This is a genomic window from Streptomyces sp. NPDC057445, assembly GCF_042802855.1.
Taxonomy (GTDB): domain Bacteria; phylum Actinomycetota; class Actinomycetes; order Streptomycetales; family Streptomycetaceae; genus Streptomyces.
The window spans coordinates 1-23,757 of the sequence record NZ_JBHVDH010000030.1; the positions used below are offsets into that span (position 1 = coordinate 1).

Below are 23,757 nucleotides of genomic sequence, written 5' to 3' on the forward strand. Positions count from 1 at the left end.
TCATGAGCCGACGACTCACCCGAGAATCCACCCCGAACTGGCGCGACACCTGAACCTCGAACCAAACACCCCTGCAGGGGCAAAACGCTCTTTCAGCGTGGGCGGAGCCGCTCGCCGACGGCGCGGGTACGCGAGCGGAGGAGCTGGAGCGAGCCGAGGAGATGCTGGGGCTCACGCTGCCGACCGCATTGCGCGAGGCGTACTCGCTTCTCGGTACGCGTCGCGACCTCACCGACAACCAGGACCCGCTGCTGCGCCCTTCCGAGCTGTTCGTGCACGACGAGTTCGGTGGAGTACTCGTCTTCCGCAGCGAGAACCAGGGATGCGCTTTCTGGGGAGTGCGGCTGCGGGACCTCGGTCAGGACGATCCGCCAGTGTTCGTCCAGTCACGGGAGGGTCTCCCTGGCCTGTGTCGAGCTCGTACTCAGCGAGACGCTGCTTGGCAGCGAAGGACGGCTCTACAACGCCTGCGAACTTCCCGCCAGCCTGATTGGAGAGCTGCCGAGTCGGTTCGCGCCGGTGGAGTTTCCCGAGTACCCGATGTGGACGGGGAAGGAAGAGTCACCCGTGTGCTGGTTCTCCGCGCCGGGGAAGCTCTTACGGCTCGATGGACTGAGTGACCACAGCTGGCTCCGCGTTCGGGGAAGTACGTTCGCCGACCTGGAGTCGCTCTGCGCCACCCTCCCCGGCCACTGGGTACGTGGGTACTCAGAGCCGTTGGAAGCCGACGAACTGCCTTTCTAGGCACCCGAGGGTCTGCTTGGATGACCGGGAAAGTCTGTGAATCGAGCGCAACGGGGGCGTGAGAATGGCTGATCCGTACATCATTCTCAACGAACTCGCCCAGGAGCTTCGACCGATGACACAGGGAATCGAGTGGTTCGAGGGCCTCTCGACTGAGGAGCAGTCCAACACCCTGCGCCTCCTGTCACATTTCTGCATTCAGGCCCGCGCCACCGCCGAGGACGGCCCGGAAAGTATCCGACGCGCCGGACTTCGCGCCACGCACACACCGGCAGTTCTGATCACACGAGGGCGGATCGACCAGCAACTCGAAAAGATCGCCAGCCTCACCCCGTACAACGAACGCCTCAAGTCATTCCGGCTACTGATCGCGGTGCTGGCCGTCGCCGACGAACGCCGACGAGAGCGGTTCTCCTCCGACGGTTGCGGCCACGCGTGGCATCGCCTGTCTGTCGACACCCCCGAAGCCTCGGCCTGATCCCTCGCGCTTTCGCGCCTACCGGGCCAGTGGCCGGAGGGGAAACATCGCGCTCAGCCTCGGCAGTTTGCGCATCGCCTCGTCTTCGCATCGCGCGTCCCACTGCTCGCCGCGCGGCCCTGGATTGCCGCCTACAGCGCCCTGCTCGGCTTCGACGGCTTCATAAAATGCGTCGCCGCAGTCGTCATCCGCGCAGGTGAGTAGTCCATACGCCTCCATGGCGACGTAGTCGAGAGACTCCCACTCCGGCCAGTCGTCGTGCCAGAGCTCCCGAGGGCGACCCACCAGGCACTGAACCTCTGGAGTGTCGGCCAGAGCGTCGGTATCGATCACTGCCCGCGCGAAGGCTTCCCGACCGATCCCCACCATCCACAGACCGAAGTAGCAGAATCCGTCGTCCGAACACCAGCCGCCGAAGATCCGCTCCGCCGCAGCCCATAGATCCCAGGTGAAGGCTTCACGCGTCACTTCGTCCAGGCGAACCTGGAACTGCACGATCTCTGTCAGCGGCCTCCGCGACAACTCGTCACGCAACCCCGTCAGCCGTTCGTCCCGGCCCCGCGTCTGCCGTCGGCCTCTTCGATGAGCTTCCAGAAGGAATCGATGTCCACGGCGGCACTGTGCCAGGCACCTCTGACACCGCAGGGTCGGCGAACTATGTTCGAGCAGTGGAGAACACGGAGATCATCATCAAGCTCACCTCTGATGAAGCGTTGGTCCTGTCGGACTGGCTAGAGCGAGTGCAGATGACGGACCTCAGCCGTCTCGTCGACGAGAGGCGGTCTGGGCGCCCATTCATAGGCTGGCCGGAACGCTCGACAAGTCCCTGCCTGGGATCTTCGCAGCGGACTATGGCGAACGCCTGGACGCGGCGCGTCGCAGGCTTCGACCCGCCTCAGACGATCTCGCCAGCGATCATGAAGACTCTGACTGAGCTGGCTCGCAGCATCACTCACATGAGGGGTTTCAGCCCAAAACTTCTGGTGGATTCCCATTGATTCTGGACAGTGAAGTCCATGGGGTTGGGTGGGACGAGTGATACGGCACCGCTGGACGTGGACGGATTCGAGGTCGGTTGGCGGGATGCCAAAGGTGAACACCGCCGACCACTGAGTGAGGCGGAGGAGGTCGAGTTCGAGACGGGACTGCCAGTACGTGGCTTCCCTTCATACCGCGGCCAGCGGAACTTCCCGGGCCTGTACTGGTCGGCCACAACAGGCGGGCATGTGGGGTTCGAGTCGTGGCTGGAGCGGGATCACGCGATGCTGCTGGATTCACACCCGAGGTGACTGGTCTGCTGTCGCAGCCGCTGTGGCTGTTCTGGCAGAACGACAAGGGCCGCGTGGTCTCGCACGCGCCGGACTACTTCGCACGGTTCGAGGACGGCCGGGGATTGCTGGTGGACTGCTGGCCTCTGGACCGGGTCGACGAGCGGTCGGCGACCAAGTTCGCCGTGACGCGGCTGGCTTGTGAAGCGGTGGGCTGGGGCTACCGGGTGGTCGGGATGGTGGACCCGGTCCGGATGGCCAATGTCCGCTGGCTGGCGGGGTATCGACACCCTCGGCATGCGACCACCGCGGGGATGGCCGAGCGGCTGATGTCGGTGTTCTCGGTGCCCTCACCGCTGGTGGGACAGGCGTCGCTGTTGGGTGATCCGATTGCGGTGTTACCAGCGTTGTTCCATCTGCTCTGGGCGGGGCAACTCCGGACGGACCTGTCGAAGCCGCTGACGGACACGACGCTGGTGTCGCGGGTGGAGGCGTGGTGAGCGGACGGGCGGCGCTGCGCGTCGGCGACCAGGTCCGGCTCGACGAGCGGCCGCACACCGTGGTCGGGTTGTCAGGGACGATGGTGCGGCTGGCCGACGAGGCTGGGCGGGCGAGTCTGGTGCTACTGCCTCACCTACTGGCCGCCGAAGGCTTCGAGTTCCTCGGTCAGCGGGAGGGGTCACCGGTAGTGGCACCCTTCGCGTTGCTGGACACCGTTCCGCCGCTGGAGGCAGAGAAGGCCACCGCCTGGGAACAGCATCTACTGGAGCTGGAGTCCGGGCGGCAAAGCGGTATCGGAGCCGGGGCGGGGCCGCGGCCGGAGTACGACCCGGCCCTGCATACCTTGGAGGAGCGGATCGCCGCGAAGGCCACCGAGTTGCGTGCCCTGGGCTGGACGGTGAGCACGCGGACGGTCGAGAGGATGAGGACCCGCTACCGGGATCAAGGGGTCTGGGGGCTGGTCGATCACCGCAAGACCCGTCTGTCCTCGCCGACGGGCCGGGCTGATGAGCGGGTGGTTTCAGCCGTCGCGGAGGTGCTGGCCGGCCAGCTGAACGAGTCGACTGGGACACGAGGCCGGGTGCGGCGCCGGGTCGAGGCCCTGCTGGCCGAGCAGCACGGGGCCGGGGTGGTGCCGATGCCGTCGAAGACGACGTTCTACCGGCTTGTCGAGGCAGTGAGCGCGGGCACGCACGCCTTCGGTTCGGCTGCTTCCCGCCGCTCCCAAGCTCGGCGGCCCGAGGGAATGTTCACGCCGTCCGCGGCCTGCCGACCTGGCGAGCTAGCGCAGATCGACACGACTCCGCTGGACGTGCTGGTGATCCTTGAGGACGGGGTGAGCGGTCGTCCGGAACTGACCATCGCCGTTGACGCGGCGACCCGGACAATCTGCGCGGCGGTGCTGCGGCCGGCGGGCACCAAGGCAGTCGATGGTCCGCTCCTGGCTCCTGAACAAGAACCAACCTCATCTGCTCTCACGTGGAACGACCGCCTCGCCCAGCTCCCTCCCAAGGAAGCCATCTACGGGAACATCATCAGGCGACGCGTCGACGAGCGGGAGTACATCGCCACCTATCCAGAATTCGTCACGCTGCTGGGCATACTGGCCGATCCTGCCTGGCGGGCACTACGGGAACCTCGCCGATGGACGAACCTCAGCCAGCACCGGCGCACCATCGACTCCGTCTACGCAGAGGCCGAGCACCGGCTGAACGTCCCCACTCTCCGCGAGAAGCTCCGTTCCCACGCCTTCTCCAACGACCCCCTCTTTCGCTGGACCGACTCCCTGGGACGATCACTGATGCTGGTGACGACGCCGGACGACTACGACGCCTTACGGGATGAGTCCCACCAGAACTGAAGACACCAGGCCACGGCCGTACCGTCCGACAGAACAAATGGGACCGTCTCAGCTGCGCTCAAGCAGGCGCAGCAACGGCCAGATCCACTGGGCCGCCCGGCTTTTAACCCGTCCCAGCAGAACTGACAAGGCCCAGGTCAGAGACACCTCCTCGATCCAGATCTTTTGGGAACGGACACGGGGGGCCTCCGGGCCCTTGAGCGGCACCCGGCCCGGTGGCGGAACCGGCCCGCAACACCCCGGCGTCCCTCCAAGGCGTACACAAGATCATGAACGTACGGCGGAGGGCTTCGCGCATGACCGGAACGGCTACTCGCTATCTCTATCTCGCCAGGCACGGTGAGGCTTCACCGGACGAGAGCGAGCTGACGGAGAACGGCCGGCGCCAGGCCGTTCTGCTCGGTGAACGGCTTCGGCGCAGCCCTCTCTCTGTGGTCCATCACGGGCCGCTTCCCAGGGCGGAGCAGACCGCCCGGCTGATCTGCGGCCGGCTCGAAGGCGTACCTCTGAGGTCGTCGGAACCGGCCGGGGACTACATCCCCTACCTGCCCCTGAGGGACGAGCTGCCCGCGGAATCGGCCGACGCGATGCTCGCCCACCTCGCCGGGTTCCCTGCCGAGGAACGCGAGCGCGGCCCGGAGCTGGCGCGGGCGGCTCTCGCGGAGTTCGCCGGGACGGTCGACGGCGACGAGCCCCGGCACGAGCTGGTCGTCACCCACAACTTCCTGATCGGCTGGCTCGTCAGGGCCGCCCTGGACGCGCCCGACTGGCGCTGGATGGGCCTGAACCAAGCCAACGCCGGGCTGACGGTCATCCGGTACGCGCCCGGGCGGCCCGCTTCTGTGCTCTTCCACAACGACATGGGGCACCTGCCCGCCGAGCTCCGCTGGACCGGCTTCCCACCGGGACTGCCCGTGTGAGGGCGCCGGTCCGGGACACGGTTGACCTTCACCTCGGGGGAGGCCACAGCATCGGGAGGGCCGGGCGACGCGCCCGGTGCGAGGAGGAACAGGCATGGGGTTGCTGACCATCGGGGCGTTCGCCAAGGCGTCCCGGCTTTCGCCGAAGGCGCTGCGTCTCTACGACGAGCTGGGCCTGCTGGTCCCCGCCCGCGTCGACCCCGCCACCGGCTACCGCCTCTACGGCCCTGACCAGTTGGAGCGGGCCCGCCTGGTGGCCTGGCTCCGCCGTCTCGGCATGCCGCTGGCGCACATCCAGCAGGTGTGTGAGCTGGAGGGGGCCGCGGCGGCCCGGGAGGTCCGCGCGTACTGGGCGCGGGTCGAGGCCGACACCGCCGGCCGGCGGGACCTGGCCGCCTTCCTCGTCGACCACCTCTCACGGAGGGACTCCACCATGTCCACGACCGCCCAGCCGCTGGAGATCCGGTACGCCGCGCTGTCCGACACCGGTCTCGTGCGCGAGAACAACCAGGACACCGCCTACGCGGGATCCCGTCTGCTCGCTGTCGCCGACGGATTCGGCCGCCGGGGAGCCCCCGCGAGCGCCGCCGCCGTCGACGTACTCAAACGCCTCGAGACCGACACCCTCCCGGCGGGCAGTCTCCTCAACGCCCTTGAGGACGCGGTCGAGGAGGCAGGCCGCGCCGTGCACGGCATCGCCGCGTCCGATCCGGAGCCGCAGGAGGTGGGGACCACGCTCACCGCGATGCTCTGGACCGGAACACAGCTGGCTCTCGTCCACATCGGAGACTCCCGGGCGTATCTCCTGCGGGACGGGGAGCTCTTCCGGATCACCCACGACCACACGCTCGTGCAGTCGATGGTCGACGAAGGCCGCATCAGCCGGGAGGAAGCCGCCTCCCATCCCCACGGTCGCTGCTGGCCCGGGCGCTGGCCGGAGGAACCGTCACGACCCCTGACATGCGCCTGCACGACGCCCTGCCCGGGGACCGTTACCTGCTCTGCTCGGACGGCCTGTCCACCGTCGTGCCGGAGGAGGACGTACGCCGGGTGATCATGTCGAGCGGCGCCCCCGAGCAGGCCGTACGCGAACTCGTCGCCCTGGCCAACGGCTCCGGCGGACCGGACAACGTCAGCTGTGTGGTGGCCGATGTGCTGGAGGCCGGGCGGTAGGGGCGTCCGGCTCGGCCGCCGGGCCGGCGCGCACACGGTTCACGGCGCCACCGCCGTACCCGTGCGGGCCGGCCCGGCGGTGCGCCGGTTGCTCTTCCGGCGAGTCCTTCAGCTGAAGACCGCGGCGTTGCGTGCCGCCCACTCGGCGAAGGTGCGGGGCGGACGGCCGAGAACCTGCTCGACGTCGGGACTCACCCGCCGCTCGGCGGCCGACGGCTCGCCCAGGATGGAGAGCGTCCCGTCCGCGACGGGCCCGGGCATGAAGCGGAGCATGGCCGCACGCGCCTCGTCGCGGGTCATCCCGGTGAAGCGGACGGGTGTGCCCAGTGCTTCGCCGATCGCCCGGGTCTGCTCGCGTGGAGTGATCGCCGCGGGTCCGGTGAGTTCGTACGTACGGCCCGCGTGCCTGCTGTCACGCAGTGCCGCCGCCGCGACCTCGGCGATGTCCGACGGGTCGACGACCGGAAGGGCGACATCGCCGAAGGGAGCCACGACCGTCCGCTGCGAGCGGACCGTCTCCGCCCACATGCGGGCGTTGGAGGCGAAGCCGGACGGCCGGAGAACGGTCCAGTCCGGCCCCGCCTGCCGCACCGCGTCCTCGAACGCCCGCAGATGGGCATGGGACACGGCCTCGGGGCGGGTCCCGGTGATCTGGGACGACTGCAGGACGATCCGCCGGACCCCGCCGGCCTTGGCGACGTCGAGGATGTCGCGGGGGTTCAGTCCCTCGCCGCCCCCGGCGACGAGGAGGTACAGCGCTTCGGCCCCGTCGAGGACGGGCTCGAGGCTCTCCGGTGCGGCGAGATCGGCCTGCCGGTGCCGTACGCCCTCATGGGTGCCGGCCTCGTCGGCGGAACGTCGCGAAAGCGCTGTCACCCGCTCGCCCGCGGCTGCGAGTGCCGCGACGAGCGGCCGGCCGACGTTCCCGGTGGCGCCTGTTACCACGATCATGATCAGCTCCGATTCCGGTCTGCACCCGCGGTTGGCGGGTTCTGGTCATGACGTCATCCTGGTGACCAAAGTGGCCATCTCCTGGCCAGTTTCCGGGGCACGATGACCCGTATGAGAGCCGACCGTCTCGTGGCGACCCTGCTGTTCCTCCAGTCACGCGGACGCGTGACCGTGGCGGAGGTCGCGGCCGAACTCGAGGTGTCCGAGCGGACCGCGCGCCGCGACCTGGAGGCGCTGGCGATCTCCGGAGTCCCCGTCTACTCGCAGCGGGGGCGGGGCGGCGGCTGGTCGCTCGTCGGCGGCGCCAGGACCGATCTCACCGGTCTGACCGCCGACGAGATCCGCGCGCTGTTCCTCGTCGCGGGCCCCTCGTCGACGACGCCCGAGCTGCGGACCGCGCTCCGCAAGCTGGTACGGGCCCTGCCCTCCACGCTCCGCCAGGGAGCCGAGGCCGCGGCGCGAGCCGGCGTCAACGACGAAACGGACTGGTCGCGCTCCCCGGTCCCGGGGGCGACGCCCCATCTCGACGCGCTCCGGCGCGCGGTCGTGGACGGTACGCAGATCCGGCTCGGGTACGCCGGACCCGGCAGACCGGATGGCGAGCGGACCGTGCACCCGCTCGGCCTCGCGGCCAAGGCCGGCGTCCCGTATCTCGTCGCCGGCACGGATCGCGGGCTGCGGACCTTCCGGCTCAGCCGCGTCACGTCGGTCGAGGCGACGGGTGAGTCCGTCGTGCGCCCGGACGGCTTCGATCTCGCCACCACCTGGCGCTCCCTGGCCGCGCGCATGGAGGACCGCATGCTCGCCTCGACCGTACGGATACGGGCGGAACAGGGGGCCCAGCAGGTGCTGGAGGGGCTGTTCGGCGGCCGGTTGCGCATCATCGTGCCGGCCGGGTCCGGCGGATGGCTGGAGGCGGAGATCGACGGGCCGTCGCCGGAGATCGTCGCGGCGCAGCTGGCCGGGCTGGGCTCGCGGGCCGAGGTCCTCGGGCCACCGGCGGCACGGGAACGGCTGGCGCAGCTGGCGGCCGAGCTCACGGCCACGTACGGGGCACCGACGGGCGAAGCGGGAACGGCGAACGAAGCAGAAGCGGTGAACGAAGCGGAAGCGGCGAACGAAGCAGGAGCGGTGAACGAAGCGGAAGCGGCGAGCCGTCCCGCGTGATTCCCGTGCGGTCCCGGGGACCTCGCATGCCGAGGTGACGGCGCCCGGGGTGGTGCTCCGGGGAGCCGGCGTGTTCCGTGGTGCCGAGGTGTCGATCCGGGGCGACGCCGTTCGTATAGAGGGTGAGAAGCCGGAACGACGGCGTCCGGGACCGCGGCGGCAAGGCGGCACAACGCCGCACGACGCCCGCCAGGCGGTCAAGGCGCCTGACACCGGAACCGGATATCGAATATCGAATATCGAATACCGAATACCGGATACCGGACGGCATACCGCCAAGGAGGAACCCCATGAAGCAGTACCTGCTCAGCATCTACCAGCCCGACGGCCCCCCGCCGCCGCCCGAGTTCCTGGAGCCGATCATGCGGGACCTCGAGGCCGTGAACGCCGAGATCAGGGCCGCCGGCGCCTGGGTCTTCTCCGGGGGCCTGCACCCGCCGAGCACCGCGACGGTCCTGCGGTTCAAGGACGACGAGATGCTGATGACCGACGGCCCGTACGTCGAGGGCAAGGAGCACATCGGCGGGTTCACGGTCGTCCAGGCGCCCGACCTCGACGCCGCACTCGAATGGGGCCGCAAGCTCGCCCGGGCGATCACCCTCCCGATCGAGGTGAGGCCTCTGGAGCACGGCAGCTGTGCGTGACGTGCCGTGCGGACCCGCCAGGCCCGCGGAGGTGACCGCGGCGGAGGTGGAGCGCGTGTTCCGCCAGGAGTACGGGCGGGCGGTGGCCGTCCTGGTCCGCGCCTTCGGTGACATCGACGTCGCCGAGGAGGCGGTCCAGGACGCGTTCGCCACGGCCGTCGAACGGTGGCCGACGTCCGGACCGCCGCCCGGCCCGGCGGGCTGGATCATCACCACCGCCCGCAACCGGGCCGTCGACCGCCTGCGCAGGGAGGCCTCCCGCGAGGACCGGCACGCCCAGGCCGCACTGCTGTACGCCCGCGACGGACAGCCCGGGGAGGAGGGACCCGTGCGCGACGACCGGCTGCGCCTGATCTTCACCTGCTGTCACCCCGCGCTCGCCCCCGCGGCACGGGTCGCACTGACCCTGCGGCTGCTCGGCGGGCTGAGCACCGCCGAGATCGCCCGCGCCTTCCTGGTCACTGAGCCGGCCATGGCCCAGCGGCTGGTCCGCGCCAAGGGCAAGATCCGTGACGCGGGGATCCCGTACCGGGTCCCCGCCGATGCCGACCTCCCGGACCGTGTCCGGGCCGTGCTGGCCGTCGTCTATCTCATCTTCAACGAGGGGTACGCGGCCGGCTCGGGCGACGAGCTGGTCCGCGAGGACCTCTGCGCGGAGGCCGTCCGCCTCGGGCGGCTCCTGGCCGAACTCATGCCGGACGAACCAGAGGTCATGGGGCTGCTCGCCCTGATGCTGCTCACCCGGTCGCGCCGGGACACCCGTATCACCGCGGACGGCCGCCTCGTGCCCCTGGCCGACCAGGACCGCGGCCGGTGGGACCGCGGCCTGATCGACGAGGGCCAGGCCATCGTGCGGCAGTGCCTGCGGCGCAACCGGCCGGGCCCGTACCAGATCCAGGCCGCGATCAACGCCGTGCACAGCGACGCGCCGGAGGCCGCGGCGACCGACTGGCGACAGATCCTGCAGCTCTACGACCAGCTGTACGCGATCGCGCCGAACCCGGTCGTCGCGCTCAACCGTGCGGTCGCGGTGGCCGAGGTCGAAGGCCCGGAGGCGGCGCTGGCTCTCGTGGACGAACTCGGCTCGAGCTCCGGCTCCGGCTCCGGCTCCGGCTCCGGCATCGACGGCTACTACGTTTTCCATGCCGTCCGGGCCGACCTGCTGCGCCGCCTGGGCCGTCCCGCCGAGGCCGCCCGGGCGTACGGGAAGGCCGTCGCACGTACGGACAACGCCGCCGAACGCGACTTCCTGCGGCGCAGGCGCGAAGATCTCGGCGGTCGATGACCGGCACCGGCGCCGCGGGCCACCTTTCCCCTCGCCGTATCCCGCTTGACCTCAACCGAAGTTGACGTTCAAGACTGCCGCGTACGGGCTCCGGAACGGCCGGAAGCCCTGCCTGGGAGTGGTGGACGGTATGCACGTGGCGCAGGTGACCGAATTCGGTGGCCCGGACGTCCTGGTGACGGCGGAGGTGCCGGACCCGCAGGCGGGCCCCGGTCAGGTGGTGGTGGAGGTCGCCGCGATCGACACGATCTTCGTGGAGACACAGGTCCGGGCGGGCTGGGGCACCGGCTTCTTCCCGGTGCGGCCGCCGTACGTACCCGGGGGCGGCATCGCCGGCACGGTGGGCGCCACGGGGGCGGGCGTCGACGAGTGGCTGGGACGCCGGGTGGCCGCGTCCATCGGCTTCACCGGCGGGTACGCGGAACGGGCTGTCGCAACGGCGGAGTCCCTCGCGCCCGTGCCGGACGAGGTCTCGTTCACGGACGCGGCCGCGCTGATCCACGACGGCGTCACCGCCCACGCTCTCCTCGACAGGACCGCCATCAAGCCGGGTGAACGCGTACTGATCACAGGCGCGTCGGGCGGCATGGGCACCCTGCTGGTCCAGCTGGCCACGGCGGCAGGCGCGTATGTCGTCGGGACCGCACGGGGAGTCCTGAAGACCGCGCTGGTACGGGAGCTCGGCGCCGACGTCGTCGTGGACGCGGCCGTACCCGGCTGGGTGGAGCGGGCCCGCGAGGCACTCGGCGGAGCAGGCGCCGATGTCGTACTGGACGGGGTCGGCGGCGACCTGGGCCTCGCCGCCTTCGCACTCGCCGCCGACGGCGGCCGCTTCTCGGGCCACGGCGCCCCGACCGGGGGCTTCGCCGCGGTGGACCCCGGCGAAGCGCGTCGGCGCGGTGTACGTCTGCTCGGTATCGCGGACGTCCAGCTCTCCGCCGCCGCCCACTCGAACCTGGCCGCCCGCGCCCTGGCCGCCGCGGCGTCGGGCATCCTGTGCCCTGTGATCGGGGCGACGTTCCCCCTGGTCAGGGCGTCGGAGGCGCATGCGGCGATCGAGTCGCGGGAGTTGCTGGGCAAGGTGGTGCTGACGGTCTGACGGACGGTCTGACGGCCGTCGGCATACGACCCGCAGCGGTGTTCCCGTCTTCCGTCAGGGTGCGGACGGCGTATCAGTTCGACTGCCTGTCGTGGAATCGCGGAACCGGGTCGACCATCGCGTGCGGCTCTCCTTGTCTCCGCTTCGACCGGGCCTTGACGGCGCTGGACGCGAGTCTCAGCCGGAGTCGCGCGACGGGTCCTGACGCAAGGGCCGCCCGACGCGCCGCACCGCTTCGAGCACCGGCTCCAGCGACTCCACGACCACGGTGGCGCCCGCCCGCCGGAGCCGTTCCGCCCGTTGGGCTTCGCGGCCGTACCCCAGGAAGGGGACACCGGCCTCGCGGGCCGCGTACAGGTCGGCGGGGGTGTCCCCGATCACCAGCGATGCGGCCGGGTCCGCGCGGAGGGAGGCCAGGGCACGCCGGACGCAGTCCGGAGCGGGCTTGACGAGATGGGGGTCGCTCGTGCGGCCGTGGATGTGCGGGGCGAAGCACTCGCGCAGTCCGCGGCCGGCGAGGTACTCCTCCATCGCCTGTGGAGAGTTGGCGCCGGTGATCGCAAGGCCCACACCGACGGCGCTCCAGGTCCGTATCAGCGGGTCCGCATAGGGGGTGGGGAGGGCGGTGGCGGTGGCGTGCAGTTCCTCGCGGGTGAGCTCGGCCTCCAGCGCCTCGACCAGATCGTTTCCGGGTTGCAGTCGGTGGACGGCACGGAGGACGGCGTACGGGTCGCCGGAGGCGCGTTCCTCGTCGCTCAGCAGGACATGGCTGCCGTGCTTCTCCAGCCGGTCGACCAGGCCGGCGGCGACCTCGTGCGCACGGTGGCCCGCGAAGAGGCGGCAGACGGGTCCGTCGAAGTCGAAAAGGACGTACTCCGCACCGATGATCAGGTCGTTGAGCTGCTCGGCCACCTGCGTCGCCCGTTCCGTGTGTGCCGCATCGGTAGTCACCAGGAAAGTGTCGGCCCCGAGGTGACGGTGTTCCAGAGGGCGTCGCACCACATCTGCGACTGCTCCACGAAGGCGGCGTCCCACGCCGGCGCCCCGACCCCCGCGAGGGTCCTCAGAACATGTCCGGGCACCAGGGCCGGCGCCGCGCGCGGAACACCGCGTCCGCCCGGGTGGCCGCGCCCGGGCGGTGCTCGTCGATACGGCCCAGCGCAACCAGCCGCACCACCGACTCGTCACCGAGATAGAGCGTCCCCAACTCCCCGGCCCCCAGCGACAGATCGGCCGTCTCCGTGGTCGGCACGCACCATGCGCCCTCCGGCGTCGCGTCCAGCCGGAAGCGGCCGGCGGCCAGCCCCGACTCGTCGTGCACGTCCAGCACCAGTGACCCCGACGCCTCGTAGGCACGCGACTGCAGTGCCCGTACGACGTCCAGCAGCCGCACCCACAGGAAGTCCGCCTGCGAGACGGTCCGGGCGGCCCGGGGATCGGGGAGGAAGAGGGGGAGCAGGTCGTCGGGGGCACGGCCGCCGGACCTGACCGCGGTGATCCAGTCGATCGAGCAGACGAACTCCCACAGCGCACGTTCCGCGGCCGGCGTGACCGCGATCAGGTTCTCGGTCCGCGCCGTGTTCGCGGGCTGGTTGGCGTCGTTCCAGCGGCTGTCCACCCTGTAGGTGATCAGACCCTCCACTTCGCCCGCCGCAGAGCGGTACACCGCGTGGTACGGCTCCGTCCACGGCCGGGACGGTATCCGCACCGCGCCCGTGTTCAGGCTCCACCAGCGTTCGTCCCGGTCGATCGCGCCGTGCTGCCGCGCCCGGAACCGTTCGTGCAGGTCAGGGCCGGACTTGCGTACGTCGTCGGCGTCGGCCAGGTCCACCCGGCCCCCGTCCGCCGCGCCCGACCACCGCGGGTCGAGACCGCTGCGCGGGACGTCGATCTCCCACTCGGTGAGCCAGGCGGCCGGTCCGAAGCCGTAGCGCCCGTAGATGCGGTGCTCGGCCGCGATCAGCGTCGCGACCGCGTCACCGCGCTCCTTGGCCTCCGCCAGATCCTCGGTGATCATCCGGGTGAGGATCCCGCGACGGCGGTGGGTCGGCGCGACCGTGACATGCGAGACGGCGTCCGCGGTGACGAAGGCGCCTCCGACGACGGTGAGCTGCTGGGGGAAGGAGTAGTACGTCCCCACGCACCGGCCCCGGTCGAAGGCGCCCCGTGCCCGCGTGAGGTCCATGTGGGCGAGCCGGTCGGCGGCCTCGGGCTCCGCGATGACCGGGGACATGAGAAAACCCGTGGCCATGGCCCGCAGCCAGTCGCGGCCCTCGGCCTCGGTGACGGTACGCACCTCGACGCCCTCAAGGCTCATACCGTCCACGCTAGTGCGGCGACCGGAAAGGTTCACCGGCTCACGGCGCCGTGCACAGGTTTCCGGTCACGGCAACGGCCACTTCGGCGAGATCCCGTGGATCGGACCCCGCGCGGATCAGAACCCCGCGCGGATCAGAACGCCTCAGAACGCCGCGCGGATCAGAACGCCGCGCGGATCTCCCCCACCGTTCGCCCGCCGCCCAGCAGCGGCGCATCCGCGAGCCGCGCCAGCACCGGGTCGTCCACGCCGAGGCGCTCCAGGCAGCGGGCCAGCACGGGGCCCAGCGCCCGTGTCGCGCCGTCGTCGACCTTGAAGGCGAGTGCGCGGCCGTCCGGCAGGGCCACCGCCTGGACCGCCTCCGCACCCATCTTCGACAGCGTGCCGGGCACGGCCCGCATCAGCCAGGTGTCGGGGCGGCGCGTCCCTGCGACGTACTCGGGGTGGGCGGTCATCGCATCCGCGACCCGCCGTTCCGCCGACCCCTCCGGGGCCAGTACGAAGGAGCGGTACGCCCGGGCCAGGCCCGTCAGGCTGATCGCCATCAGTGGCGCCCCGCAGCCGTCCGTACCGACCGCGGCGACCTGCTCGTCCGCCGCCTCCTCCACCACGTCGTGCACGAGCCGCTGCAGCGGATGGGACGGGTCGAGATACGAGTCGAGAGGCCAGCCGTTGAGGGCGCAGGCCGCCAGCATCGCCGCGTGCTTGCCCGAACAGTTCATGGTGACCCTGTCCCGCACCAGACCGGCCGCGAGGTACGCCTCCGCCTCGGCCGGGTCCAGCGGCAGATCGGGCGGGGTCTGCAGATCGCCGGGCGTCAGCCCGTTCTCGGTGAGCATCTCGCGGGCCAGCTCGAGATGAAACGATTCGCCCGAGTGGCTCGCTGCGGCCAGCGCCAGCCGCTCCCCCGCTATGTCCAGACCGGCGCGCAGCACGGCAGCGGCCTGCATCGGCTTGTTCGACGAACGCGGGAACACCGGCGCCGCCGGATCGCCCAGCGCGAACTCCACGCTGCCGTCCGCCGCCAGGACCACCAGCGATCCCCGGTGATGGCCCTCGACGAAGCCTGAACGCACGACTTCGGCGAGGACCGGGCGTATCGCGGAGGCTGAGATGGTGGAGCTCATCGGCGGTGCGTGCCTTCCGGACAGGAGACCCGCCCGGAGGATCGCCTCAGGTGAGCAGGTCGTCTACTTGTGCTTCCCCTTCACGGTACCTGCGGGCGATTTCGGCGCTGCAGTCGTCCGCGGTCCGCTGCAGTTCCGCACGCTGCCGCGAGACCTCCTGCTCGTAGCTCACCAGCCGTCCCATCGCGGAGTGGAGCTCCTCGTCCGTACGCGCGTCGAGGTCGGACAGCTCCACCTCGGCCAGCATCTGCGCGGCCAGCCGCCCCGACTCCTCGCCCCTCGGCGTGGACAACGTCACATGACGGGCCGAGCTGCCCCGGCGCGAGGGCGGGTCGGCGAGGATCCGCGAGAGCCGGTCGACGACCGCCGAGTCCGGCTCGGCGGGCCCGCCCGGAGCCGTCCCGGCCGGCGACTGAGTACGGCGGGAGAGCTCGGCCCGCAGAATGTCGATACGGCCGTGCAGCAGCCGGCGCACATAGCTGAGATCCGCCTCGTCCCGCTGGGAGTCACGGCGCAGCGCCCGCAGCTCCGGCAGTCTCAGCGCGCCGAGGTCGTGCATGCGCGGCTCGGGCAGGGTGCCCGCGGTTCGCTGTGCGGGCGGACGCAAGGCGCCCGCACTGTGGATGGTCGGAACGGGACCGGACGACTGCCCGGCGCCAGATGTGCTCATTGGTTGATCCCCTCGACCGGTGCATGAGGTCTCCCCGGGCACGGAGCGCCGAAGGGAAGCACCGACTCCGTGCATCGTGCCATTCCGGGCGGTTCGTACGCAGGTGCTCTGCACCCGTTCAGCCCCGGATACGCCCGGACAGGTCCCGGATAGGTTGGTCCGTATGCGAGCAGTGGTACAGCGGGTCGACGGCGCGAGCGTCGTGGTGGCCGGTGAGACGGTGGGCGAGATCGTCGGAGAAGGACTGTGTGTGCTGGTGGGGGTCACCCACGGGGACACACCGGAGAAGGCCGCGCAGCTGGCCCGCAAGCTCTGGTCGGTGCGCATCCTGGACGGCGAGAAGTCCTGCTCGGACGTGAATGCGCCCTTGCTGGTGATTTCGCAGTTCACTCTCTACGGGGATGCCCGCAAGGGCCGCCGCCCCACCTGGAATGCCGCGGCGCCGGGCGAGATCGCGGAGCCGCTCGTCGACGAGGTGGTGCGTCAGCTGCGGGCGCTCGGGGCGCCTGTGGAGACGGGCCGGTTCGGAGCGAGCATGCGGGTGTCGCTCACGAATGACGGCCCGTTCACGGTGCTGATCGAGGTCTGAGAGACGGCCGCGGAGCCGTACGGGACCACCCCGCCGTCGTCGGCGACAGGCCGTGCCGCACGCCGCGGCCGCCGGCCGACCCGCTACGGCTCGACGACGGGCTCCTGCGCCGCCGCCGTGTCCCCGGCGAGCAGTTCCGCGTCCACGGGGACGTTCCGCTTCACCAGCGCCAGGGCGATCGGCCCCAGCTCGTGGTGGCGGGCCGACGTGGTGATGAAGCCCAGCTGGCGGCCGTCGTCGCCGTCCGCGGCCAGCCGGACCGGCGTGCCGTGGCCGGGCAGATGCACCTCGCTGCCGTCCAGGTGGAGAAAGACCAGTCGCCGCGGCGGCTTCCCCAGGTTGTGGACGCGCGCCACGGTCTCCTGACCGCGGTAGCAGCCCTTCTGCAGATGCACCGCGCTGCCGACCAGCCCGATCTCGTGCGGGATGGTGCGGTGGTCGGTCTCGAAGCCGAGCCGCGGGCGGTGCGCCTCGACGCGCAGCGCCTCGTAGGCCAGCACCCCCGCCGCGGGGCCGTTGGCCGCCGCGAACGCCTCGAGGTCCTCGCGCGGCAGGAACAGATCGCGGCCCTGTGACGTCTCGCGTACGACGACTCCCTCCGGCACCTCGGCGATCGAGCCGGCGGGCAGATGGACGACCGCGATCTCGTCGGTACGGTCGGCGACCTCCACCTGGTAGAAGAACTTCATCGACTCCAGGTACGAGATGAGCGCGTCCTGCGTCCCGGGCTCGACATGCGCCCATACCGTCCCGCCGTCGTCCACGAGGTAGAGGGCGTGCTCGATGTGGCCGTGTGCGGACAGGATCAGCGCCTCGGTGGCCTGCCCTGCCGGCAGGTCGCTGACATGCTGCGTGAGCAGCAGGTGCAGCCAGCTGAGCCGGTCCTTGCCGGACACGGTGACGACGCCGCGGTGCGAGAGGTCGACAAGGCCGCTTCCGTCGGCGAGCGCGCGCTGCTCGCGGAACAGATCGCCGTAGTGTGCGGCGACACCTTCGTCGCGCCCCTCTGCGGGGACGGCGCCGGGCAGGGACAGCAGAGGGCTGATCGTTGAATGTCGCTGCATACGCATAAGCCTACGACTGGTCAGCGGCCGCCTTCACAGTGCAGTCGCGGCAACGCCCGAAGATCGCGAAGTGCTTCATGTCGGTTTCGAAGCCGAACGTCTCGCGGAGCTTCGCGGTGAAGTCGGCGGCCACTTCGACATCCGCCTCGATGACGTTCCTGCAGTCCCGGCAGACCAGGTGCAGATGGTGGTGCCGGTCGGCCAGGTGGTACGTCGGCGCGCCATGACCCAGGTGCGCGTGCGAGACCAGCCCCAGCTCCTCCAGGAGCTCCAGCGTCCGGTAGACCGTCGAGATGTTGATCCCGGAGGCGGTCTTGCGCACCTCGACGAGGATGTCGTCGGGGGTCGCGTGCTCCAGGGTGTCGACGGCTTCGAGGACAAGCTGGCGCTGCGGGGTCAGCCGGTAACCACGCTGACGCAGGTCGCTCTTCCAGTCGGTGCTCACCACGCGACCAGTGTAGGCACGCGCGGTGCGCTCGCCCCCGGACCGCGGGAAGCCCGGGGGAACGCCCTGCCTGTGGAGCGGGAAGGTCCTGCTGCTCGAGGTCCTGCTACTTGAAGAAGGCGATGCCGTCGTCCGGGAGGTCGCCGAGGTCCTTCGCCCACTGCTCGACCTGCTCGGGGGTGACGACCTTCTTTAGGTGCGCCGACATGTACGGCCGCAGCGGCACCTCGGGCGTGGCCTTCTCGCCGACCCACATCAGGTCACCCTTGACGTAGCCGTAGAGGCGCTTGCCACCGGTGTACGGGCCGGAGACCGCGGTACGCGCGACGGCGTCCGTCACCAGGTCGATCTGCGGCTTCTTGTCGGCGAGGTCGCCGTACCAGACCTCCACGATGCCCTGGTCACGGGCCATGACGATCTCGACCTTGCGGTCCTTGTCGATGCGCCAGTAGCCGGACTCGGACTCCAGCGGCCTGACCTTCTTGCCCTCGGCATCCAGGACCCAGGTGTGCGAGACGTACTCGAGGAAGTCCCGGCCGTCATGGCTGAACGTCACCGACTGGCCGAAGTTGCACTTCTCGGCACCCGGGAAGTCGGAGACGCCCGCGCCCTCCCATGTGCCGAGGAGGAACGCGAGGGGGACGAGGTCCGGGTTCAGGTCGGACGGGATCTCGATCATGAGCAGCTCTGTCGATCTCTAGAGGGATTAACGCTGGCCCTGGTACAGCTTCTTCACGGCCAGGCCGGTGAAGGCGAGCACGCCGACGCAGACGAGGACCAGCAGGATCTCGAAGAAAAGAATCACGGGTGCTCCTTGAATGAGCAGTGAACGCAGAACGGGCCGGATCCCAGCTTAGTGGGCGGGGGTCCGGCCCTCGCTGCGAGGTCGGCTCCCGGGTCAGCCCAGCAGCTGGTTCTGCAGCACCACGGTCTGGTGGAAGGGGACGGCGGGCGCCTTGCCCTTCCTCGACTGGATGACCAGCGCCAGGGTGTCGCCGGAGACGATGTAGGCGTGGTGCGTCTCCTCGGCGCCCACGGGAGCGGTCTCCCGATAGACGTACGACGCGGTGGGGAGTTCGTGCCCCACGGTGGTCCAGCTCCGGTCCAGCTCGAACTCGGACGTGCCGGCCAGCGGTACGTGCGGCCTCGTCCCCTGGGCGACCAACCCCTTGAACGCCTCCGCCGAGTCGGCCGAGCCGAACTGGAGAAGGTAGATGCGGCAGACCGTCCCGTCCGGCATCGTCCAGCCACGGGCGGCGATGTGCCGTGCGCCGTGATCCTTGAGGTCGCGCTCCAGATCGGACCGCTCCGCCGCGACGAACTCGGCACTGAACTGCCCGGGTGTGACCCACCCCCCGGTCAGCTTCTTGTCCACGGTCGCCCCCACCGGGGCGGACAGCAGGAGTTTGCGCAGGTCGGCATGGTGGATCTGCTGCACGTTCCCCTCGTTGAACGGGCGCGGCGTGCCCTCGGGGAGCGCGGGCAGCGACAGCTTCGGGTAGTCCCAGCGGCCGTCGCTCTCTGTGGCCAGCCCCGGGACGTCCGTCCGTTCCATGGAGGTGATACCGAGAGCGGTCCCGGCGCCGAGGCCGCCGCAGACGAGCGCGGCGACGGTCCACCGGGCCACGGCACGCAGGACCCGGCGATCGCGTCCGGGGGCGGCCGGAGGCGCCGTCTCGGCGGCCGGAACCGCAGGCGGCGCCTCGGGCATCGGAGGGATGATCCGGGCCGTCTCCGGCATCGAGGCCATGCCCGGCTCCTTCTCCGTCGTCATCGGCTCGGTCATACGTACTCCCCCGGGGAGGCGATGTGGTCGAGCTGCTTGCGCAGCACCTCGGCGACAGCGGACTTGTCGAAAGGCGTGGTGCCGGACGCGGTGACGCTGACCAGCAGTTCCGAGTCGTAGGCGGAGCAGGCCATCGCCTCGAGCTCGGCCTTGCCCTTGTTCTCCCCGTACTCGTCCAGCCGTGGCAGCAGGAAACAGGCGGCCTTCTTGTGGCCCTTGATCCTCGGGCCCTTGCTGAGGTGCAGCAACTCGGACAGCTCGGTCTTGAGCTCGTACAGATCGTGGATCCGCTTCTTGTCCTTCATGCGCGTGATCTGCACCTCGATGACGAGATCGTTCTCACCGGAGGCGAAGGAGCGCACGGCGATTCCCTGGACGCCCATCCGGTCGATCCGCCTGTCGAACTCCCGGCGCTTCCTCGCGGGCAGACCGCTGCCCTCGTCCTTGAGGACGGCGACCGCCTCCTTGTCGCCGATCTCGCTGTCGTTGCCGTACGCGTCGATGTCCGGGCCGAGACGGAAGCCGGGCGGCACCGGGAGCAGCAGCTTGCTGAGCGGCGTCCCATGCCGTCCACGCGCCACGTCACCGGCCGGGTCGTCGTTCGAGGCGCCCTCGAACTCTCCCCACACCGTGGTCGGCGCGGTGCGGTCCGCGTTGTCGACGGTGAGCTTGGTCCAGGTGAGCCCACCGCCGACGAGCAGGAGAGCGAGTACGGCGGGGAGGACGGTGCCGAGGCGCGGCCGGCGCCGGGTGACCCGGGGCGCGGGCCCGGTGCCGGCCGGCACGGCAGGTGCCTGCTCGGCGGCGGTGGGCGCGGGCGCCCCGACGGGCGCCACGGGCTCTGCGGTGGCCTGGGCCGCGGGCTCGTCGGCCTGCGCCGGCAGCGGCTCCGACTGCGGCTCCTGCTCCGGCTCCGGCTCCGGCTTCGGCTCCGGCTCCGGCTTCGGCTTCGGCTTCGGCTTCGGCTCCTGGGGTACGAGGTCCTCGCTCACAGGCGCTCCAGCTGTCGCTCGGCCAGGCTGCGGATGTCGTTCTTGGTGATGCGCTTGGTGTCGTAGATGCTGATGTCGACCATGATGTCGCCGCGATGGAAGACGGCCCGCGCCTTGTACGCGGGGAGGTAGCCCGCCTTTTCGCTGACCTTGTAGAGGTAGTAGCGGCCCTCCTTGCTCCCCTTCAGCGGGTCGCCGTGGTTGCCGGCGCCGTGCTCGTCGTCGTAGGGCATGTACGACCGCTGGTCCGACGCGAGCTCCCCGGCCTCCTGGCCCGTGCGGAACTGGACGAGCCTGATCGCGGTCCTCTTGTGCTCGCCCTGCTCCCAGGCGGCCCCGGCGACCCGGCGGAGGTCCGACTCCAGGAACATCTCGAACATGTGGTCCTCGCTCTCGAACTCGAGCGAGTAGAACGCGAGGTCCATCCAGCCGTCCGGCCCCATGCCGTCGACCCGACGAGCACCCGACGGCTTCGCGAGCACCAGCTTGCGCAGATCGCCGTCCGTTCTGACCTGGTGGTCCTCGGCGGCGGACAGCGGAACCGGGCGCGCGCCACCGGGCAGCGGCTTCGCCGGGTACGCGAGTTCCGGCCGGCTCAGCGCGGGCAGCGGCGTCGGTTCACGGTCTGCCTGGACGCCGTACCCGACGGCCGTACCGCCGACGATCCCGACGACGGCCGCGGCCGCGACGATCAGCGCGGTCCTGCCGCGGCGGCGTGCGGGCGGGTCCACCGGCGCCGGGGCCGGTGCGCTCTGCGCCGGCACGACGAGCGGCGGCGAAGGCACGGGCGGCGCCGGGTTCGGTACCGGGTTCGGTACCGGCTCCTGTGCCTGTGTGTCCTGCGTTTCCAAGAAGGGTCCCCCCAAGAGACCTGAGGCACGGACTCCATATGTCCGTGCACACAGCAGACACATGGCCCGCGAGGGGGGTTGTGGCGTCGCGCATTACAGTTCGGCGTATGGCGAAGAAGCTCGTGATCAAGGTAACCGCCGGGGCAGATGCCCCCGAACGCTGCTCACAGGCCTTCACGGTCGCTGCCGTGGCCGTGGCGAGCGGGGTGGAGGTCTCGCTGTGGCTGACCGGTGAGTCCTCGTGGTTCGCCCTGCCGGGCCGCGCAGCCGAGTTCGAACTGCCGCACGCCGCCCCGCTGCCGGAGCTGATCGAATCGATCCGGGCGGCGGGACGAATCACGCTCTGCACCCAGTGCGCGGCGCGGCGCGAGATCACGGAGAAGGACGTCATCGAGGGCGTGCGGATCGCGGGCGCGCAGGTCTTCGTGAGCGAGGCGACGGCCGACGGCGTCCAGGCCCTCGTCTACTGACGGGGGTCGAGTACCGACGGGGGTCGAGGCACTCGGCCTTACGGCTCACGCGTCGGAGCGGGGGTCGGAGTCCTCCGAGCCCGGCTTCCGCTTCCCGTCGAGCTCGTCCCACCACTGGTCGGACTGAGGATCCCCGGAAGGGTCGTCCCACCAGCGGTCATCGGGCCCCCGCCGGTTCGCCACCATCGCGGCGACCGGCGGAATGACCATGGCCACGACGCACATCCCGACGGCGGCCGGCACCGACCACAGGCGCACGAACGCCCAAGCGGACACGAACAGTGCGAGGCATCCGCCCATCATCCAGAAGTAGACCCTGCGCCTTCGGGCGAGCACACCTCAAGAGTAGATCGAACGGCACGAAGGACCGCACCCCGATCCAGTGGCGTCCAACCCCCGGGGGTGCGGCCCTTCGGCCGGTACATCAGTGTCGTCAGACGGCGATGGCCACCTCGGAGAGGCCACCGGTCCGGGCGACGACCGTGCGGTCCGCCGTTCCGCCGGGCACGAGGGCGCGAAGGGTCCAGGTGCCCTCGGCCGCGTAGAAGCGGAACTGTCCGGTCGCCGAGGTCGGGACCTCGGCGGTGAACTCGCCGGTCGAGTCCAGCAGGCGCACGTAACCGGTGACGGGCTCACCGTCGCGGGTCACCTGGCCCTGGATGGTGGTCTCGCCGGGCTTGATCGTCGAGGCGTCGGGGCCGCCGGCCTTCGCTCCACACATGCTGTTCTGTCCTTACGTAGGGAGAGGGGGAGGCTGAGTGCCTGGGGCTTACTTGTTCGCGCCGAGCTCGATCGGCACGCCGACGAGGGAGCCGTACTCGGTCCACGAGCCGTCGTAGTTCTTGACGTTCTCGACGCCGAGCAGCTCGTGCAGGACGAACCAGGTCAGCGCGGAGCGCTCGCCGATGCGGCAGTAGGCGATGGTGTCGGTGGCCAGGTCGACCTGCTCGTCGGCGTAGAGGGCCTTGAGCTCGTCGTCCGACTTGAACGTGCCGTCGTCGTTGGCGTTCTTGGACCACGGGATGTTGCGGGCGCTCGGCACATGGCCGGGGCGCTGCGACTGCTCCTGCGGGAGGTGGGCCGGGGCGAGCAGCTTGCCGCTGAACTCGTCGGGCGAACGCACGTCGACCAGGTTCTGGCTGCCGATGGCGGCGACGACGTCGTCACGGAAGGCACGGATGGACGTGTCCTGGGCCTGCGCCTTGTACTCGGTGGCGGGGCGCTGCGGAACGTCGGCGCCGTCGACCAGGTCGCGGGAGTCGAGCTCCCACTTCTTGCGGCCGCCGTCGAGGAGCTTCACGTCCTGGTGGCCGTAGAGCTTGAAGTACCAGTAGGCGTAGGACGCGAACCAGTTGTTGTTGCCGCCGTAGAGGACGACGGTGTCGTCGTTGGCGATCCCCTTCTCCGACAGCAGCTTCTCGAAGCCGGCCTGGTCGACGAAGTCACGACGGACGGGGTCCTGGAGGTCCTTCTGCCAGTCGATGCGGACGGCGTTCCTGATGTGGTTCTTGTCGTACGCCGAGGTGTCCTCGTCGACCTCGACGACGGCGACCTTCGGGTCGTCCAGGTGGGCCTCGACCCAGTCGGCATCTACGAGGACGTCGCTGCGGCTCATGCTGTTCTCCTCCGGGGCAGTGTGCGGCGGGTGTCGCGCGGGAGTGGTGCGCGAGGGGTCGGTGCGGGTACGCCTGAGAGGCGTGAGGCACACGGGGTGGCCCTGGCCGGAAAACGCGCTCACAGGGCCGGGGGATGCGAAAGTCGGCGCTTTCGCTCAGAAGGTGCGACAGAGCATGGCGGCGACGCGGCACAGGTCTACTGCCCGCCGCTTCGTGAGGTCCGCCTGTCGCTTCATGTGT

The 23,757-nt window shown here is 70.4% G+C and carries 28 protein-coding genes and 1 pseudogene; 12 read left to right on the top strand and 17 right to left on the bottom strand.

Features of this window, described 5'->3' with window-relative positions; translation table 11 throughout:
• Positions 1 to 92 precede the first annotated feature (92 nt).
• Positions 93 to 278, bottom strand: a complete 186-nt coding sequence (locus ACFU5O_RS34400; protein WP_384246417.1) for a hypothetical protein — start codon at positions 276 to 278, stop codon at positions 93 to 95.
• A 530-nt stretch (positions 279 to 808) separates the two neighbouring features.
• On the opposite strand from ACFU5O_RS34400, the gene ACFU5O_RS34405 reads away from it, so the two are divergent.
• Positions 809 to 1,222 (top strand): DUF5958 family protein, encoded by a 414-nt coding sequence (locus ACFU5O_RS34405; RefSeq protein ID WP_384246419.1) that lies wholly within the window; start codon positions 809 to 811, stop codon positions 1,220 to 1,222.
• 18 nt (positions 1,223 to 1,240) lie between these two features.
• Here the strand turns inward: ACFU5O_RS34405 and ACFU5O_RS34410 are convergent, their stop codons facing one another.
• Positions 1,241 to 1,756, bottom strand: a complete 516-nt coding sequence (locus tag ACFU5O_RS34410) for a DUF4240 domain-containing protein (RefSeq protein WP_384246420.1) — start codon at positions 1,754 to 1,756, stop codon at positions 1,241 to 1,243.
• A 134-nt stretch (positions 1,757 to 1,890) separates the two neighbouring features.
• On the opposite strand from ACFU5O_RS34410, the gene ACFU5O_RS34415 reads away from it, so the two are divergent.
• The 5 genes and pseudogenes from ACFU5O_RS34415 (at position 1,891) to ACFU5O_RS34435 (ending at position 6,444) form a co-directional block, all read left to right on the top strand.
• Entirely contained in the window at positions 1,891 to 2,220 is a 330-nt protein-coding gene (locus ACFU5O_RS34415) for a hypothetical protein (RefSeq protein WP_384246422.1), read from the top strand.
• A gap of 287 nt (positions 2,221 to 2,507) precedes the next feature.
• Positions 2,508 to 2,990, top strand: coding sequence for a TnsA-like heteromeric transposase endonuclease subunit (locus ACFU5O_RS34420; protein WP_384246424.1), 483 nt, complete (start codon positions 2,508 to 2,510; stop codon positions 2,988 to 2,990).
• Complete coding sequence (locus ACFU5O_RS34425) at positions 2,987 to 4,351, top strand: hypothetical protein (RefSeq protein ID WP_384246426.1); 1,365 nt, start codon at positions 2,987 to 2,989, stop codon at positions 4,349 to 4,351. Before ACFU5O_RS34420 ends, ACFU5O_RS34425 begins: the two co-directional genes overlap by 4 nt.
• Positions 4,352 to 4,647: 296 nt before the next feature.
• A complete protein-coding gene (locus ACFU5O_RS34430; RefSeq protein ID WP_384246428.1) occupies positions 4,648 to 5,271 on the top strand; it encodes a histidine phosphatase family protein in 624 nt (207 codons plus the stop codon).
• Between the two features lie 94 nt (positions 5,272 to 5,365).
• Positions 5,366 to 6,444, top strand: a pseudogene (locus ACFU5O_RS34435) (MerR family transcriptional regulator).
• A 108-nt stretch (positions 6,445 to 6,552) separates the two neighbouring features.
• Here ACFU5O_RS34435 and ACFU5O_RS34440 read toward each other — a convergent pair.
• Positions 6,553 to 7,395, bottom strand: coding sequence for an NAD(P)H-binding protein (locus tag ACFU5O_RS34440; RefSeq protein ID WP_384246430.1), 843 nt, complete (start codon positions 7,393 to 7,395; stop codon positions 6,553 to 6,555).
• 111 nt (positions 7,396 to 7,506) lie between these two features.
• On the opposite strand from ACFU5O_RS34440, the gene ACFU5O_RS34445 reads away from it, so the two are divergent.
• From ACFU5O_RS34445 to ACFU5O_RS34460, 4 genes are all read left to right on the top strand, one after another.
• A complete protein-coding gene (locus tag ACFU5O_RS34445) occupies positions 7,507 to 8,562 on the top strand; it encodes a helix-turn-helix transcriptional regulator (protein ID WP_384246431.1) in 1,056 nt (351 codons plus the stop codon).
• Between the two features lie 290 nt (positions 8,563 to 8,852).
• Complete coding sequence (locus ACFU5O_RS34450) at positions 8,853 to 9,206, top strand: YciI family protein (protein ID WP_384246433.1); 354 nt, start codon at positions 8,853 to 8,855, stop codon at positions 9,204 to 9,206.
• A gap of 55 nt (positions 9,207 to 9,261) precedes the next feature.
• Entirely contained in the window at positions 9,262 to 10,491 is a 1,230-nt protein-coding gene (locus tag ACFU5O_RS34455) for an RNA polymerase sigma factor (protein ID WP_384246435.1), read from the top strand.
• A 130-nt stretch (positions 10,492 to 10,621) separates the two neighbouring features.
• Entirely contained in the window at positions 10,622 to 11,590 is a 969-nt protein-coding gene (locus tag ACFU5O_RS34460; protein WP_384246516.1) for a zinc-binding dehydrogenase, read from the top strand.
• Positions 11,591 to 11,767: 177 nt separating this feature from the next.
• Here the strand turns inward: ACFU5O_RS34460 and ACFU5O_RS34465 are convergent, their stop codons facing one another.
• The 4 genes from ACFU5O_RS34465 to ACFU5O_RS34480 all read right to left on the bottom strand — a co-directional run bounded on the left by ACFU5O_RS34465 (position 11,768) and on the right by ACFU5O_RS34480 (position 15,704).
• Complete coding sequence (locus ACFU5O_RS34465; protein WP_384246436.1) at positions 11,768 to 12,541, bottom strand: HAD family hydrolase; 774 nt, start codon at positions 12,539 to 12,541, stop codon at positions 11,768 to 11,770.
• Between the two features lie 112 nt (positions 12,542 to 12,653).
• Positions 12,654 to 13,907 carry a GNAT family N-acetyltransferase gene (locus tag ACFU5O_RS34470; RefSeq protein ID WP_384246438.1) on the bottom strand — a complete coding sequence of 418 codons (1,254 nt, stop codon included), beginning with the start codon at positions 13,905 to 13,907 and terminating at the stop codon, positions 12,654 to 12,656.
• Between the two features lie 161 nt (positions 13,908 to 14,068).
• Positions 14,069 to 15,034 (bottom strand): asparaginase, encoded by a 966-nt coding sequence (locus ACFU5O_RS34475; RefSeq protein ID WP_384246440.1) that lies wholly within the window; start codon positions 15,032 to 15,034, stop codon positions 14,069 to 14,071.
• Between the two features lie 46 nt (positions 15,035 to 15,080).
• Complete coding sequence (locus tag ACFU5O_RS34480; protein WP_384246441.1) at positions 15,081 to 15,704, bottom strand: AmfC protein; 624 nt, start codon at positions 15,702 to 15,704, stop codon at positions 15,081 to 15,083.
• A gap of 163 nt (positions 15,705 to 15,867) precedes the next feature.
• Between ACFU5O_RS34480 and dtd the strand changes: the two genes are divergently transcribed.
• On the top strand, positions 15,868 to 16,293 hold the full coding sequence (gene dtd / locus ACFU5O_RS34485; protein ID WP_384246443.1) for a D-aminoacyl-tRNA deacylase: 426 nt from the start codon (positions 15,868 to 15,870) through the stop codon (positions 16,291 to 16,293).
• An 83-nt stretch (positions 16,294 to 16,376) separates the two neighbouring features.
• On the opposite strand, the gene ACFU5O_RS34490 is transcribed toward dtd, so the two are convergent.
• The 6 genes from ACFU5O_RS34490 to ACFU5O_RS34515 all read right to left on the bottom strand — a co-directional run bounded on the left by ACFU5O_RS34490 (position 16,377) and on the right by ACFU5O_RS34515 (position 21,431).
• Positions 16,377 to 17,357: a YgfZ/GcvT domain-containing protein gene (locus ACFU5O_RS34490; RefSeq protein ID WP_384246445.1), complete on the bottom strand. Its 981-nt coding sequence runs from the start codon at positions 17,355 to 17,357 to the stop codon at positions 16,377 to 16,379.
• A gap of 10 nt (positions 17,358 to 17,367) precedes the next feature.
• Positions 17,368 to 17,805 (bottom strand): Fur family transcriptional regulator, encoded by a 438-nt coding sequence (locus tag ACFU5O_RS34495; RefSeq protein WP_384246446.1) that lies wholly within the window; start codon positions 17,803 to 17,805, stop codon positions 17,368 to 17,370.
• A 103-nt stretch (positions 17,806 to 17,908) separates the two neighbouring features.
• On the bottom strand, positions 17,909 to 18,481 hold the full coding sequence (locus ACFU5O_RS34500; protein WP_384246448.1) for an FABP family protein: 573 nt from the start codon (positions 18,479 to 18,481) through the stop codon (positions 17,909 to 17,911).
• A gap of 219 nt (positions 18,482 to 18,700) precedes the next feature.
• Complete coding sequence (locus ACFU5O_RS34505) at positions 18,701 to 19,588, bottom strand: hypothetical protein (protein ID WP_384246450.1); 888 nt, start codon at positions 19,586 to 19,588, stop codon at positions 18,701 to 18,703.
• Positions 19,585 to 20,580 carry a hypothetical protein gene (locus ACFU5O_RS34510; RefSeq protein WP_384246452.1) on the bottom strand — a complete coding sequence of 332 codons (996 nt, stop codon included), beginning with the start codon at positions 20,578 to 20,580 and terminating at the stop codon, positions 19,585 to 19,587. The genes ACFU5O_RS34505 and ACFU5O_RS34510 overlap by 4 nt, the downstream gene beginning before the upstream one ends.
• Positions 20,577 to 21,431, bottom strand: coding sequence for a hypothetical protein (locus ACFU5O_RS34515; protein ID WP_384246453.1), 855 nt, complete (start codon positions 21,429 to 21,431; stop codon positions 20,577 to 20,579). Before ACFU5O_RS34515 ends, ACFU5O_RS34510 begins: the two co-directional genes overlap by 4 nt.
• Positions 21,432 to 21,538: 107 nt before the next feature.
• On the opposite strand from ACFU5O_RS34515, the gene ACFU5O_RS34520 reads away from it, so the two are divergent.
• Positions 21,539 to 21,901 (top strand): DsrE family protein, encoded by a 363-nt coding sequence (locus ACFU5O_RS34520; protein ID WP_384246455.1) that lies wholly within the window; start codon positions 21,539 to 21,541, stop codon positions 21,899 to 21,901.
• A gap of 45 nt (positions 21,902 to 21,946) precedes the next feature.
• On the opposite strand, the gene ACFU5O_RS34525 is transcribed toward ACFU5O_RS34520, so the two are convergent.
• The 4 genes from ACFU5O_RS34525 to ACFU5O_RS34540 form a co-directional block, all read right to left on the bottom strand.
• Positions 21,947 to 22,237, bottom strand: a complete 291-nt coding sequence (locus ACFU5O_RS34525) for a DUF3099 domain-containing protein (protein ID WP_384246456.1) — start codon at positions 22,235 to 22,237, stop codon at positions 21,947 to 21,949.
• Between the two features lie 97 nt (positions 22,238 to 22,334).
• On the bottom strand, positions 22,335 to 22,622 hold the full coding sequence (locus ACFU5O_RS34530; protein WP_384246458.1) for a DUF1416 domain-containing protein: 288 nt from the start codon (positions 22,620 to 22,622) through the stop codon (positions 22,335 to 22,337).
• A 48-nt stretch (positions 22,623 to 22,670) separates the two neighbouring features.
• A complete protein-coding gene (locus ACFU5O_RS34535) occupies positions 22,671 to 23,516 on the bottom strand; it encodes a sulfurtransferase (protein WP_384246460.1) in 846 nt (281 codons plus the stop codon).
• Positions 23,517 to 23,672: 156 nt separating this feature from the next.
• Complete coding sequence (locus ACFU5O_RS34540; RefSeq protein WP_350310325.1) at positions 23,673 to 23,753, bottom strand: putative leader peptide; 81 nt, start codon at positions 23,751 to 23,753, stop codon at positions 23,673 to 23,675.
• Between the last annotated feature and the right edge of the window lie 4 nt (positions 23,754 to 23,757).

Coding starts and splice junctions, on each gene's coding strand:
- ACFU5O_RS34405 (WP_384246419.1), top strand. CDS start 809: ATGGCTGATCCGTACATCATTCTCAACGAACTCGCCCAGGAGCTTCGA.
- ACFU5O_RS34430 (WP_384246428.1), top strand. CDS start 4,648: ATGACCGGAACGGCTACTCGCTATCTCTATCTCGCCAGGCACGGTGAG.
- ACFU5O_RS34440 (WP_384246430.1), bottom strand. CDS start 7,395: ATGATCGTGGTAACAGGCGCCACCGGGAACGTCGGCCGGCCGCTCGTC.
- ACFU5O_RS34445 (WP_384246431.1), top strand. CDS start 7,507: ATGAGAGCCGACCGTCTCGTGGCGACCCTGCTGTTCCTCCAGTCACGC.
- ACFU5O_RS34450 (WP_384246433.1), top strand. CDS start 8,853: ATGAAGCAGTACCTGCTCAGCATCTACCAGCCCGACGGCCCCCCGCCG.
- ACFU5O_RS34460 (WP_384246516.1), top strand. CDS start 10,622: ATGCACGTGGCGCAGGTGACCGAATTCGGTGGCCCGGACGTCCTGGTG.
- ACFU5O_RS34470 (WP_384246438.1), bottom strand. CDS start 13,907: ATGAGCCTTGAGGGCGTCGAGGTGCGTACCGTCACCGAGGCCGAGGGC.
- ACFU5O_RS34475 (WP_384246440.1), bottom strand. CDS start 15,034: ATGAGCTCCACCATCTCAGCCTCCGCGATACGCCCGGTCCTCGCCGAA.
- ACFU5O_RS34480 (WP_384246441.1), bottom strand. CDS start 15,704: ATGAGCACATCTGGCGCCGGGCAGTCGTCCGGTCCCGTTCCGACCATC.
- dtd (WP_384246443.1), top strand. CDS start 15,868: ATGCGAGCAGTGGTACAGCGGGTCGACGGCGCGAGCGTCGTGGTGGCC.
- ACFU5O_RS34490 (WP_384246445.1), bottom strand. CDS start 17,357: ATGCAGCGACATTCAACGATCAGCCCTCTGCTGTCCCTGCCCGGCGCC.
- ACFU5O_RS34500 (WP_384246448.1), bottom strand. CDS start 18,481: ATGATCGAGATCCCGTCCGACCTGAACCCGGACCTCGTCCCCCTCGCG.
- ACFU5O_RS34505 (WP_384246450.1), bottom strand. CDS start 19,588: ATGACCGAGCCGATGACGACGGAGAAGGAGCCGGGCATGGCCTCGATG.
- ACFU5O_RS34520 (WP_384246455.1), top strand. CDS start 21,539: ATGGCGAAGAAGCTCGTGATCAAGGTAACCGCCGGGGCAGATGCCCCC.
- ACFU5O_RS34530 (WP_384246458.1), bottom strand. CDS start 22,622: ATGTGTGGAGCGAAGGCCGGCGGCCCCGACGCCTCGACGATCAAGCCC.
- ACFU5O_RS34535 (WP_384246460.1), bottom strand. CDS start 23,516: ATGAGCCGCAGCGACGTCCTCGTAGATGCCGACTGGGTCGAGGCCCAC.
- ACFU5O_RS34540 (WP_350310325.1), bottom strand. CDS start 23,753: ATGAAGCGACAGGCGGACCTCACGAAGCGGCGGGCAGTAGACCTGTGC.